This is a genomic window from Cupriavidus sp. CuC1, assembly GCF_044627735.1.
Taxonomy (GTDB): domain Bacteria; phylum Pseudomonadota; class Gammaproteobacteria; order Burkholderiales; family Burkholderiaceae; genus Cupriavidus; species Cupriavidus ulmosensis.
Map to the genome: position 1 here is coordinate 1 of NZ_JBIUHC010000227.1, position 12,593 is coordinate 12,593.

8 protein-coding genes and 2 pseudogenes are annotated in these 12,593 nt (G+C 62.9%); 8 read left to right on the top strand and 2 right to left on the bottom strand.

The annotated features are described in order from the left end of the window. Nucleotides 1-440: 440 nt before the first annotated feature. The gene (locus ACGLHR_RS47530) at nt 441-3,767 is read left to right on the top strand and encodes an SNF2-related protein (protein WP_400102704.1); all 3,327 of its coding nucleotides are present in this window, start codon (nt 441-443) and stop codon (nt 3,765-3,767) included. Between the two features lie 50 nt (nt 3,768-3,817). After that, entirely contained in the window at nt 3,818-4,183 is a 366-nt protein-coding gene (locus ACGLHR_RS47535; RefSeq protein ID WP_267601682.1) for a calcium-binding protein, read from the top strand. Nucleotides 4,184-4,722: 539 nt separating this feature from the next. Here the strand turns inward: ACGLHR_RS47535 and ACGLHR_RS47540 are convergent. Then, nucleotides 4,723-4,932, bottom strand: a pseudogene (locus ACGLHR_RS47540) (SDR family NAD(P)-dependent oxidoreductase); the annotation flags it as partial. A 1,002-nt stretch (nt 4,933-5,934) separates the two neighbouring features. Here ACGLHR_RS47540 and ACGLHR_RS47545 point away from each other — a divergent pair. Together ACGLHR_RS47545 and ACGLHR_RS47550 are read left to right on the top strand one after the other, a co-directional pair. Continuing rightward, nucleotides 5,935-6,240, top strand: a complete 306-nt coding sequence (locus ACGLHR_RS47545) for a hypothetical protein (RefSeq protein WP_400102705.1) — start codon at nt 5,935-5,937, stop codon at nt 6,238-6,240. A gap of 453 nt (nt 6,241-6,693) precedes the next feature. Continuing rightward, a pseudogene (locus ACGLHR_RS47550) lies at nt 6,694-8,017 on the top strand (ISKra4 family transposase); the annotation flags it as partial. Between the two features lie 208 nt (nt 8,018-8,225). On the opposite strand, the gene ACGLHR_RS47555 reads toward ACGLHR_RS47550, so the two are convergent. Further along, a complete protein-coding gene (locus tag ACGLHR_RS47555) occupies nt 8,226-9,749 on the bottom strand; it encodes a Fic family protein (protein WP_400102706.1) in 1,524 nt (507 codons plus the stop codon). Between the two features lie 71 nt (nt 9,750-9,820). On the opposite strand from ACGLHR_RS47555, the gene ACGLHR_RS47560 reads away from it, so the two are divergent. From ACGLHR_RS47560 to ACGLHR_RS47575, 4 genes are all read left to right on the top strand, one after another. Beyond that, entirely contained in the window at nt 9,821-10,312 is a 492-nt protein-coding gene (locus tag ACGLHR_RS47560; RefSeq protein ID WP_400102707.1) for a hypothetical protein, read from the top strand. Between the two features lie 329 nt (nt 10,313-10,641). Then, nucleotides 10,642-11,439 (top strand): KfrA protein, encoded by a 798-nt coding sequence (locus ACGLHR_RS47565; protein WP_400102708.1) that lies wholly within the window; start codon nt 10,642-10,644, stop codon nt 11,437-11,439. A gap of 257 nt (nt 11,440-11,696) precedes the next feature. Next, a complete protein-coding gene (locus ACGLHR_RS47570) occupies nt 11,697-11,957 on the top strand; it encodes an H-NS family nucleoid-associated regulatory protein (protein ID WP_400102709.1) in 261 nt (86 codons plus the stop codon). A gap of 391 nt (nt 11,958-12,348) precedes the next feature. Beyond that, nucleotides 12,349-12,555: a DUF1016 N-terminal domain-containing protein gene (locus tag ACGLHR_RS47575; protein WP_400102710.1), complete on the top strand. Its 207-nt coding sequence runs from the start codon at nt 12,349-12,351 to the stop codon at nt 12,553-12,555. Nucleotides 12,556-12,593 lie beyond the last annotated feature (38 nt).

The window sequence follows — 12,593 nt, forward strand, 5'->3', positions numbered from 1 at the left end:
GAGCGCACCCGCGAGCAGGTGGCGGTGGCAGGAACGGGCCGAGGCCACCGAGCGCCGCGCGCTGCGCGAGATCGACCAGCCAGTATGCCGAGCAGGCGCTCGCGGAAATTGCGCGCTGATCTGGCGGCGGTGCAGGCAAGGGCGCGGCGTTTGATATACTTCCACGATAGTGAAATAACCGGGAGAGCAGCCCCAGTGCTGGATCTCCCAGTCTCCCAAATCCCGGACCTCCCCCAATGCCACGACCGCTAGCCGATGCCGCGCCACCATCGCGGGCTGCCATCCGCACCATCGACCAACTGGGTGATCGCATTCGGGCGACGCGGGTTGCCGAGGGGATGCCAATTGACCAGGCGGCCAGGCATTGCGGCGTTTCCGTCGCCGGGAGCCTCCCCGCGTAGAATGCTCCCCGCGTTGTCAACCTCTGAATCCCTCAGCCGATGTCTGTCTCCTACGATCCCCGCCAAATCGCGGAATGGCTGGACTCCCACACGGTGTCCAAGGCTCGCTCCTATGCGAGCGCTGTCTCGGAGTTGCGCTGGATCAACGAGGATACCTTGGCGGGACTGGTGCAAGGCACCCATACGCGTCCGTATGACGTGCGTGCGTATTTCCACGACATCGACGAAGACATGTGGGTGGAGGGGGAATGCACGTGTCCGGTCGGCGTTGACTGCAAGCACGTGGCAGCGCTGCTGATCGCCGGCCTTGCCCACCAGCCGAAGCCATCGGCCGCCGGCGTGCGCGCGGAACTGGTGACCTGGCTGGAAAATTTTCGCGCTCGACGCACGGCAGCCAATCCCGCTTCCAAGAAAAAGCCAGCCAAGGCCACGCATACACTAGCCTATGTGATCGGGCAATCGTATCGCGGCTGCGAGATTTCCCTCTACAAAGCCCGCGCGGGGGCCGACGGTACGATTCGCTCGGTCGACGATCGGTGGCAAAACGTCGAGAAAGCGCTGGTCGAACCGCCGAAATTTGTTTCCGAGGAGGATCTGTCTATCCTGCGCGGATTGTGGCTGGGCCGCTCGCATGCCGCCTATACAGGTGGTTTTGCTCTGCAGGGCACAACCGGCGCTGCCATCCTGGAAAAGCTCATCGCCACCGGGCGTGCCTTTACTTCCTTTGCTCCCGCAGGCGCCCACTACCCCGGATCACACTGCCCGGTGCACTGCGGATCAGAGCGCGGCGCAAAGATGACCTGGCAAGCGCAGCCCGACACGCGCGTGCGGCCAGTCTTGCAGGCCGAGCCACCCGCCACCCTGTTGCTGACGACAACCCAGCCCTGCTGGTATGTGGACGCGCATTCTGGCGAAGCTGGCATACTCGCCATGCCGTGGCCAGCGGAACAGGTCACGGATTTCCTGTCGATGCCGGCCATCACGCTGGACGAGGCGGCGCTCGTTGGCAATGTGTTGCGTGAAGTCGCCCCCGACCTGCCCATGCCGCCCGTGCCCGACGCGTCGTCCGTGCAGGTGATCGACACCGTACCGACGCCCGTACTGACTCTTGACACCTTGCCGACCTGGTCAGTGTCGCCACTGGATTTTGCGACGGTCAGTTTTGATTACGCAGGCCACAGCCTCCAGGCGCACAGCAGCACCACCCTCGTTCGCACTGCTGGCAGCGAGGTCATCCAGATCAAAAGAGACGCCAATCTCGAGCGGAAACGTCTGACCGAGTTGCAAAAGGCCGGATTCAGAAAAATTCCGGCCAACCGTGCATTTGGTTACAAACCGTTTCCAGATGGCATCCTCGGCCCCGAAGATGTCGACGACTGGCCGGATCTCGTGAAGCTGGTGCTACCCGCACTACAGGCAAGCGGCTGGCGCGTCGTCATGAGCGACGAATTTCGGCACAACGTAATCGAGATCGATGCGATTGACGGCAGCCTGCGTCAGACCGGCGACGGCTGGTTTGACGTCGAGATGGGCATTACCGTCAATGGTCGCACGGTGCGCCTGGAGCCGCTGCTAGCAGACCTCTTTCGTCGCGATGAGCGCTGGCTGTCGGGCAGGCTCGATACCATCGCGGACGACGAAGCGATCGACCTGAAAACCGACCGCAACGAGCGGCTTCGCCTGCGTGCCGACCGGCTCAAGCCGGTCGTGCGCGTGCTGATCGACCTGTTCGACTCGCTCGGCTCCGGCATGCGCATTTCCGCGTGGGATGCGGCACGACTCCATGCCCTGGATCAGACCGGGCGCTGGCAATTTCACGGCGATGCGTCGATTCGGCAACTCGCGCAACGCCTGATGGCTGGTCCTGGGGTGACAGACGTGCCGGTGCCGCGCGGGCTGAAGGCCGAACTGCGTACTTACCAGCGCCAGGGACTTGCCTGGATGCAGTTCCTGCGCGAACACGAGCTGTCCGGCGTGCTTGCCGACGATATGGGCCTTGGCAAGACCATCCAGACACTTGCACACATCCTCACCGAAAAGGAACGTGGCAGGCTGGACCGGCCCGCGCTGATCGTCGTGCCAACGACCCTCATGCACAACTGGTGTGAGGAAGCGCAGCGCTTCACGCCGAAGCTGCGCGTCCTGGATCTGCACGGGCCCCAACGCCACGAGCGCTTTGACCAGATCGGCGAGCACGATCTCATTCTGACCACCTACGCCTTGCTGTGGCGCGACGAGGAAGTTCTTGCCAAGCACGACTTTCACCTGCTGATCCTGGACGAGGCGCAGTATGTCAAGAACGCCGCCACCAAATCCGCAGCAACCATCCGCGAACTGCGTGCAAGACACCGCCTTTGCCTGACGGGCACGCCGCTCGAGAACCATCTCGGCGAACTGTGGGCCCAGTTTGACTTCCTGCTGCCTGGCTTCCTCGGTACCCGCCAGGACTTCACCCGCCGCTGGCGCACGCCCATCGAGAAAGGTGGCGATGTTGTTCGACGTGAACTGCTCGCGCGACGCATCCGACCGTTCATGCTGCGTCGGCGCAAGGATGAGGTCGCCGCCGAGTTGCCCGCGAAGACGATGATTGTGCGCACGGTCGAGCTCGAAGGCGCGCAGCGTGACCTGTACGAGACGGTGCGCGCCGCCATGCAGGAAAAGGTCCGTGCGGCCGTCGCAGCAAAAGGCCTCGCGCGCAGCCACATCATCGTGCTGGAGGCGTTGCTCAAGCTGCGCCAGGTCTGCTGCGATCCGCGGCTCGTCAAGATCAGACAGGCGGCCCGGATCAAGGAATCGGCCAAGCTTGATCTACTGCTCGACATGCTGCCCGAACTAATCGAGGAAGGCCGTCGCATCCTGCTGTTCTCGCAGTTCACCAGCATGCTCGACCTCATTGCGGCGGCCCTGGAAAAAGCTGGGATTCCGTACGTCATGCTGACCGGGGATACCACCGACCGCGTCACACCGGTCAAGCGCTTCAAGCAAGGTGAGGTGCCGCTTTTTCTGATCAGCTTGAAGGCCGGCGGCGTTGGCCTGAACCTGACGGCGGCCGACACCGTCATTCACTACGATCCCTGGTGGAATCCCGCCGTAGAAAATCAGGCCACCGACCGCGCGCACCGTCTCGGGCAGGACAAGCCTGTGTTTGTCTACAAGCTGATCACCGCCGGCAGTGTCGAGGAGAAAATCGTCGCGATGCAGGAGCAGAAGGCGGCGCTTGCCAACGCGATCCTGTCGGAAGATGCCGCCGGCGCCGTCAAGTTCTCCGCTGACGACATCGAGGCGCTTTTCGAGCCGATCCCGGCCGCACCACCTGTTGTCGCACCGGCGGCGAAGCCCCGATCCCGCACCAGGACGGGAACATAAAAATGGCCTTGCCGCGACGCATTGTCGAGGTCTGACCAGCACGAACCCCAATGGCAAAACCGGGCGACAACCAACACGAACAGCGCATCTCGATGGAGATCGTGGTCGACGCGTACACCGAAGAAGAATGCGCGATGGCGTGGTACTGCCATCTCGAGGACAGTCTGAGCTTTCCATTCGAAGCGCGGGTACGTCAGGCGATGGCAGCCTCCCCGCTGCGCTCAGGTGACAGAGTCTCCGTCCTCAGACTCGCGCATGATCAGTTGTGCCGCGTTGCCATCTTCGTGCATGCACTTTACAACCAGCGTGAACTCGTCGTGCCCCTTGCCCAGCTTGTTCCCGTCCGCGCCGACCAGAGCACGCGCCTTGCCGTCTCTGACTGGCACTACTGGCACGACCAAGGTTACAGCTTCTGACCTCCCGCACGACCTGACATCCCCCGGCACGATCCCCGAGCGCAGGTTGCAGGGCCCGCTCGGGGCCGCTACCAGGTCAAGTCGCACTCCGCCAGCCCTTGCCTGGCAGGGGCTGGCGGGAGATTTTCACTTTTCGGGGGATGGGCAGAAATAGCCAACGTTGAGCGAGCAGCGACTGCGTGCTTCCCGCTCCATCCCGCAAAGGAGCCGTGTCATCATGCGGCGAGGCCGACGGAGCGGAGCGACGCGGTATGGCAGGCCCAGTGGCATGAGACACAGCAAGTGCTGGCGGAGGCTCGGGAGAGCCAGTTACAGGAGTCGCGTACCCAATTCTCGATGGCGTTGGAGCAACACTGCGAGCAGTTGACGGTGGCACGGGAGCGGGCTGTCACTACCGAACGGTGGGCGCGGCGCGAGACGGACCAGAAGCCGCTACTGGTTGCCTTACCGCGAGGCCGTTCACGAGCGGCAACTGGCGACAACCATCCAGAGGGCTTCCCCAAAGATCAGCCGCAACGATCCGTATCCTTGCGGGAGAGCACATCGCCAGCCATTGCGGCGACTTCGCCGCCTGCCGAGCGGATCTGAGCGACCAGTTCTTCCAGTTTGCTCTCACGCCGCGCGCCGGCGATGACCTTGGCCCCTTCGGCAGCGAACACTTTGGCTGTGGCGTGGCCAATGCCGGAACTGGCACCGGTCAAGAGCGTGAAAAGTTGGTAAGCTTGGTTAAGGTCAGTGGCGCCACTCACGTCACTCGGCAGGGCATGCGAGAAGCGGTCATGACATTCAAGGCTCAGTGGTACCGAGACAAGTTCGCGAAAAGACGCGACAGGGGCTTCTGCGGCTACCCGGTGGCAACGGTTGCCTTCTACGGGCCCGACGACACGAGTGCGACGAAGGTCTCTGTTGGTATCGTCGCGCACGAAGGTGCTGACGCCGACCCGCTTGAGCGGTGGTTCTGCAAAACCACTGATGCGAGAACCGATCCAGAAGTTACCGAAGCAATCGTTCGATTCATCGACCTGCATGGTGCCAAATCGGTGGTAGCCGTCGATCGCATCATCGGGTGCCCGCATGAGGAAGGCATTGACTACCCGGAGGGCGAAAAATGTCTACAGTGTTCGTTCTGGGCCAATCGTGATCGATGGAGCGGCGAGATCATCAAGTGAGACCTCAAGGCCAGCACTTCCGTCGAGTCGTGGCCTTCCTTGTCTGAGCTCATTCGGGGGGGTAGTCATGCTTGAATGAAGGTGCGATGAGATACGCACAGACCTGCGTCATTCTTTGAATCCAATTCAGTATGGACATCACCAATGCAGGACCCTTCTGGGCGAGAAGGGCGCCCTTCGCCGTCAGCGGGGCTCGGGCAAAGCCGGGGCGGAGTTTCGCGCAACCGTGATCGCCTACGCTACTGACGTCGACAACACACGCGTGATGGCTGCGACGCACTTCACGTGCAAGAAAGGCCCAGTGGGGCCGGCTATCGACCATGAGGACACAATCTACTGGTCATGCTCCCGGCGTAAGGTGCAGGGGAGAATCTTCCACTGGCAAGGCAAGTTATGGGATCTCACCGAGCGTGGTGGGCTTCATAGTTGATACACGGGCGGCACGCCATGGGTTTTTCCTGCCGAAGGTTTCTCATTGCTCGGGACGATACCCTCTGGCGGCTGTCGAGCACCAAGTTCGACCGGATGCTGCGAGATCCGGCAAGTCACTGTTTGCCCATTTTTGCGGGACAACGAGCACGAATGGCCGACGTGGTCGTCGAGTGCGTGGCCAGAGACCCGGTGCGCGTCGTTCGGAAAACGTTTTCCATTCTCAGTTTCGATGCCGAAGGCCGCATCGACCCAGGCAGATTTGAAAAGCAGCAATTTGCCCTCGTAGAGTCGGTCGTTGCACCAGTCTTTGCCGTATTCGATGAAAACGGCGACAAAACGGTTCTCGACGCGATCACTCGATTCATTGCGCAAGGAGGCCAATGGGTTCCGTCAGGCGCTTTGGCGCGCGCCATAGAAGAGGCCGCGCTGGGGCAACGACAGTACCGACGCCTGTAGGAGCGTTACTCAATGGCTGCTTTACGCCATCCAGTTTCGATTCGCGAGTGTCGGAGGCCCCTTCGGGAAATCCGGAACCGGAAACTCGTGGTCGGTCGTTTTCGGTGAAGCAGACTGACCGCTGTGGCCGAGCGGGCGGTCGCGCCTGACGACTAGGATGGCCGCTCCCAGACCAATTTCGGCCGTTGGCCCGTCCAAGCGCTAACGGCCTACAGATCGCGCTACCTGATAGGGGCGCAGGTTCATTGAGTCGATGCGGCACCTTCCGCCGCCTGGGGCGATGTTGCTGAAGGCAATCGTGACCAGTCTTCCGATGAGCCGTAGAGCGGCAGAAAGAATATCATCCCTCCTGCGTGACTGGTCCGGCGTATGATTAACGCTCCGTCGCTTGCGCGCCAATAGCGCTCGCTGGCCGACCCCATCACCATCGTGGCGGTGGTTGGGTCGGCCCCCGAGCGAGAAGGCCTTGATGCCGGCTCGCTGGGTCTGCACTTGGCGGAAGCCAAGTCATTGTTGAGCCGGCTGCAGCGCACGATGGTCGCGGCACAGGTTGCCGAGGCGGTTGCCCGGACCAGCGTTTGCCCCGCGTGCGGTGCGCAGTTGGCTTGCAAGGGCCACCATCACCTGGTCTTCCGTAGTGCGTTCGGGCGACTGTCGATTGACAGTCCCAGGCTGTACCCCTGCCGGCAGTGCAAGGGCGACGCACCGAGCTTCAGTCCGGTCGCCGGTTTTTTGCCTGAGCGGGTCAGTCCAGAACTGCAGTATCTCGGGGTCAAGTTTGCAGCGTTGATGTCCTATGGCCTGACCGTCAACGTCCTGCAGGAAGTGTTGCCGCTCGATCATGTGCTGGCAGCCAGCTCGATCCGGCGCCAGGTCACCGTGCTCGGTCGCCGGCTGGAAGCGGAACAGGCCACCGATGCCCGGCAGCAGGTGGAGGTGGCGGCGAGCATTCGTTCGCCCGACATCCCGGAACCCAGTCCGGTGCGCGCGATTGGCATTGACGGCGGCTACCTTCGGCTGGCGGGCCGCAAGCGTCGCCAGGACGGTTGGTTTGAAGTGATTGTCGGCAAGTCCATGCGGGATCAGGGTGCCGGCCACAGTTTTGCCTACGTGCACAAGCTGGAGCATCGGCCGGCCGATCGTATGTTGAATTTCCTCATGCGAGAAGGTGTGCAACCGGATCAACCGGTTACCTTTCTCTCGGACGGCGGGGATACCGTACGGTCTGCCCAGTTCGGCTTTGGTGATCGCGGTGAGTGCATCCTCGATTGGTTTCACATCGCCATGCGGGGTACAGAACCTCGAACAGATGATCAAGGGCCGGCCAGCACACAGCGATGGCCCGAGCAATGCGACATTGATCAAGGCGCTGCAAGATGCCAAGTGGCACTTGTGGCACGGTTGCCCCTATCCAGCGTTGCGCCGGCTGGAAGACCTGGGCTGGGACCTCGACGCCGAGGCCAGCCCCGAGGAGGCCAAGCTCCTTGGCAAGCTCGAGGAGTTGATCATTTATCTGGATAACAACAGGGGCTTCATCGTGAACTATGGTGACCGCTATCGCCACGGGGCGCCCATTGCATCGGGCTTTGTCGAGTCGGCCGTCAACCAGGTGATTAGCAAGCGGTTCGTCAAACGCCAACAGATGGCCTGGCGGCCACGGCACGCGCACGCACTGCTACAAATCCGGACTGCCGTGCTCAATGACCAGCTCCGATCGCGCGTTGAACGATGGTATCCCTCCATCGCCAGAGCAGAAAACCACCGCATTGCCGCTTAGTCAGCCCCCGCTTTGGCGCGGCCTCCTCTTTAAGTCGCGTTGCTTTCGCGTCGTTCCTGGTGACCAGAACAGGGGCATGGCGGTGGCTCATGAGGCGGTTCCCGAGGCAGCAGATCGACGAGCGGCCGGGACGGCTAGTATGGCGAGACGGTAAGCTTGTGGCCGGGCGGATCGTGTTCTACTTGGCGCCACCTGGACCGGAACTGCGCTAGGCCGGGCCTTGCGCCGGATCGTCCGTGTCCTCCTCATCGTCTTCGAGGGTCGCGCGCACCGCCTCCTCGATGATCCCGAAATAGGTCTCCGGGACCTTGTTAGCGTACCGCTTCCGTTTTTTGTTGGAGATGGTCCCACCCGCATCGAGGCAGATGACGATCAGGGTGCTTAGATCGTTGCCGATCATGTCCACCTGCTCGTTCACGCGTCTCACGACCTTGTCGTAGCGGGCGAGGAAAATCGTCTCCGTCCTCAACTCCACGTCCAGTGCCTGCGCGGCCATCTTGAACCCGAATTCCACGCACGGGGTGGCATCCCAGTACCTGAAGATCGCGTCATCGGCCTTGAAGTCAAACGTGTATTCGCCCTCGCCGATCCAGGTGACCTTCACCCGCTCGCGCGCCGGCAGAGAGTAGGACTGCAGCGCCGCCAGATACTCGGCTTCATGGCGCTTCATGGCGACAGACACTGGCAGGAGCAGGCCCTTTTCCAGCTTGCCTGACGTGCAGAGTGCCTTGTGGAACATGAAGCGAGACAGCCTCCCGTTGCCATCCCAGAAGGGGTGGATGAACACGAAACCGAATGAAGCGACGCTCGCGGCGACGATCGGATCGATCTGGCTCGGCGCATCGCTAGCGAAGTGCATCCATTCGTCCATGAGCGGCTCTACGAGCTCCGGCCAGGGCGGTACGTAGGTGACGCCGCTAGCTCCGCGCCCAGGGCCTCGCAGCCAGTTCTGCGCCGCCCGGAATTGATCGGCCTGCAGGCGGGGATTGGACACCGTCGACGACTGGAGCTCGCAGAGGTAGTCCTCGGTGAGCCGGCGGCCGTCGTGGGCCTGATGGAGCAACTGCACGAAGAGCCTCGCTTTGTCCTCGCTCGGCGTCTCGTTTTCGATGGCGTAGGAATCCTCGGTCTCATGCAGATACGCCCATGCCAGCGCGCGGTCGCGCATCTCGGGGCCAAGGCTATCCAAGAATTCTGCCGTCCGTTCGAGGATCTTGCTCTCGATCCCCGCAGTGATCGCGGGGGTTCGCTCGACCGTCGCGCAGTAGGCGAGGGTGCCGAGTCCGTTGAAATTGACTCTCCAACGGGGATCTCGCCGGGAAGGGCCGGTGACGTATCGGTCGCGGTCGAAGATCTCCACATAGGCAGCCGTGGTTTCCAGTCGCCCCTCCAGCCTCTGGCCCGAGAAATGTTCCCACAGGTAGCCGGCAATGCGCACATACACGCCATTCGGCGTGGCGCGTGTCGCCTCCAGTATCCGGTCCGCGGGAATCTTCGGGAGGGCCTGTGCGAGCACCTGCAGGTTCACGCCTTCGTGCTTCAGTGCAAATAGCACGTGGTCCAGGCTGTCGTCCGTCTGGGGTGCCACCTGTGCCGGGACCGCAATCAGCCCGTTCTCCATGAGAACGCGGGTGACAGGCCGGACTTCCGCCTGACGCTTGAGCGGGAAAGCGGATAGCCCGCCAGCCCGCCGAAGGAACTCGTAACCAACCACGCTCATGATTTTCTTCACCGAACAAGGATTTTCTTCAGAAACGTAGTGTACGCCAGGATTTTCCTCAGTTGTGCGCAGACGAGCACCTAGTGAAAGCCCGCGCGGTGGACTGGCTATTGCTATTCATGCGCTTCCGCTCAAACATCAGCCCCAGAATCCCGGGGAAAACACCAGGCATACACAAATTTGACGATGCGGTGATGCCGCAGCGTGACCAATACCGATCTTCACGCACACCGGGAGCGCAGCATGAACAAGCGAAGCTTTTCCTCACCGCGCCTGCCGCACTGCTGGCATCGGCATCGCCGGCGTTCGGCGACCAGGCCTGGCATGCCAACCGCGACTCACGGATCACGCTGATTTATCTCGGCCAGGTAACCCGCCCCGCCTGCAGCGGCTACGAGGCGGAGTACTCCGGACGCATGGACCGGATGAGTGTCAGCTTCCCCATGTTCAAGGAGATCGACTACCAAGTTGAGCATGGGCAGCGGCAAGGGCACGCTGAGATCGGGCCACCTTCCAGACCACCTGAAGTGGATGGCAACAGAAACGCGCAACGGTGGGTCTGTCGTCAAGAATGACTACGGCACACCGGTCTTCCTCGGCATGGTCGATCGCGGAGTCTGGGCGCAAGGGCCAGGGGTCAGCGCGCTCGAAGGAGACGTGCTCCCGACACTGCGCCGCGCAGTCATGGAGCGTCGCGGAATGGCGTAAGCCGCTTGGTCGGCGAAAGAGCGGCAAGTTGGCAAAGGAAATCCCTCAGTCGGCAAGGATTTCCTTCAGAAAGACATATCTCGCCCGGATTTCTATCAGCCGGAGTGCCGCGTGCGCCGCTGCCGGGCTTGCGAACCGTCGTAAATTACCGAAATCGAAGCTACCCGCTCTGGCAGGACCGCGCGACAAGATGCACGTGACCATCGCGCCCCCCGAGCTGCCGGACGCGCTCAAGGCGATCGCCGCCAATGCCATGCAGTCGATCTGGGAGGCCGCCAACGAAGCGGCCGCCGGCGAACTGGCCGCCTTCCGGGCCGAAGCCCGGCTGCAGGCGAGCGAGGCCGAGGCGCAGCGCGACCAGGTGCACACCGCGGTGGTGGCCGCCAAGCATGAGACAGCAGCCGTGCAGGCCGAGCTCGAGCAGGTCCGGCTCGCGCTAGCGGCGCGGCAAGGGGAGCTGGACGCCGAGCGCCAGGCCCACGCCGCCGCGCGGGCGCGTCAGGAGGCGGGCCAGCGCCAGATCGAGGCGCTTGAGCGGCAACTCGGAGAGCTGCGTACACAATTCTCGACGGAGCTGGAACTCATCCGTGAGCAGGTTGCGGTGGCGCAGGAGCGGGCCAGTGCCACCAAGCGCCGCGCACTGCGCGAGATCGACCAGGAGCGCAAGTTGCGCCAGAAGGCCGAGCAGGCGGTGGCGGACTTGCGCGCCGAACTGGCGATGGTGCTGGCGCGGGCGCAGGACGCCGTCGTAGCCCGCGCCGAGGAGCGGGCACGGCGGCAGGCCGAGTGCGACACGCTCAGCCGGCAACTTGCAGCGGCGCAACAGGAACTGGCGGAGGGGCTGGTGGTGCACGAGCGCCTGCGGACCGAACTCGAGGTGGCGCTGCGGCGGGCCGAGCGCGCGCAGGCGGAGGCCACCGCGACGCGCCGCCTAGTGCCCGCCAAGCGCCGGGCGCCGGCGACGCGCCCCAAGTTCAAGCCCGGGTCCGCCTGATCGCGTGGCCGAGGGCGGGGCGAAGTTTGTCCACCGCGCGAGGGGATAAGCCTGTGGACAAGGCGGGCGGGGACAAATGGCCGACAGTCTCTGTGGATTTGATTAAAATTTAAGCAGAGAGGGCGACCGCATCCTCCCGCCGGCGCGGATCTCCACCGCAGCCATCCCCTCGGAACAACCCCGAAGTCCAACGCTATTAAAATAGAAGGCGGCAAAGCGCAGGATCCGGCACCGCCCCAAATCTACTCGCCTACGCTATGTCGATCGAAATCGAGCGCGCCGAAGCGATTACCTGGATCCGCATCCAGATGGCCCAGCACGGCCTGACCCTGGCCCACCTGCAGGCCGCCGGCTGTTTTGCCGAGCCGCCACCGGCGACGTTGCCCGGGGCGGTGCGCTATCGCAACGCGCACGGGCAGGGCTGGGACGGCCGCGGCGCCATGCCGGACTGGCTGCAGCGCGCGGTCAACGCAGGGCAGAGCGTGGAACATTTCCAGGTAGTCACTGTGAAGCAGTAGCTGAGCACTGCCGCAGAGCCAGAACCCGGAGGAGCGTCCCGGGTGGAAGCGTCGACGGCAGCATGCACTGCTAGAATCGTGCGAGGTTCTATTAGGAAGCGCTGCTGAAGAGGCCAAGGTGCCGCAGCATCTGCCGCGGGGAAGCCATGAAGTAGCGTTGGTACCCCGCTGAAAGCTGGCACGGTTTTGCACGGATGATCAGCTTGGTCAAAATCAACGGCTGTAGAGATGAAACAATGAATCGAAGGCAATTCATATTGACGTGCCGCCGCAAAGCGGGGCGAGGAATGCAGCGAGTGGGCCAACTGCGCAACAGCGGCATGGACCGTTTGCGATGACGCGCAAACGAGTCGCAGCCCAAGTCCCTCCAGCGGTAGCGTCACAGGGACCAGTGAATGCCGACGCGCTTGCTGGGGACATCCGGCGCCTCATTAGCGAAGCCCGTGCGGGGCTTGCCGTCACGGTCAACGCGGCGCTGACGATGCTGTACTGGCGCGTCGGCCAGCGTATCCGCTCGGAAGTACTGGGCGGCGAGCGCGCCGAATACGGCGAGCAGATCGTAAGCGCGAAAATAAGCACACCTAGCTTTTGCTGCTGAGAGTGGGCAGGCTTGCGTCCGCAACCACTATTTGCGGA

Bases quoted from the DNA above. Each gene is read 5' to 3' on its own strand.
- ACGLHR_RS47545 (WP_400102705.1), top strand. From the start codon at position 5,935: ATGGCCGACGTGGTCGTCGAGTGCGTGGCCAGAGACCCGGTGCGCGTC.
- ACGLHR_RS47570 (WP_400102709.1), top strand. From the start codon at position 11,697: ATGTCGATCGAAATCGAGCGCGCCGAAGCGATTACCTGGATCCGCATC.
- ACGLHR_RS47535 (WP_267601682.1), top strand. From the start codon at position 3,818: ATGGCAAAACCGGGCGACAACCAACACGAACAGCGCATCTCGATGGAG.
- ACGLHR_RS47530 (WP_400102704.1), top strand. From the start codon at position 441: ATGTCTGTCTCCTACGATCCCCGCCAAATCGCGGAATGGCTGGACTCC.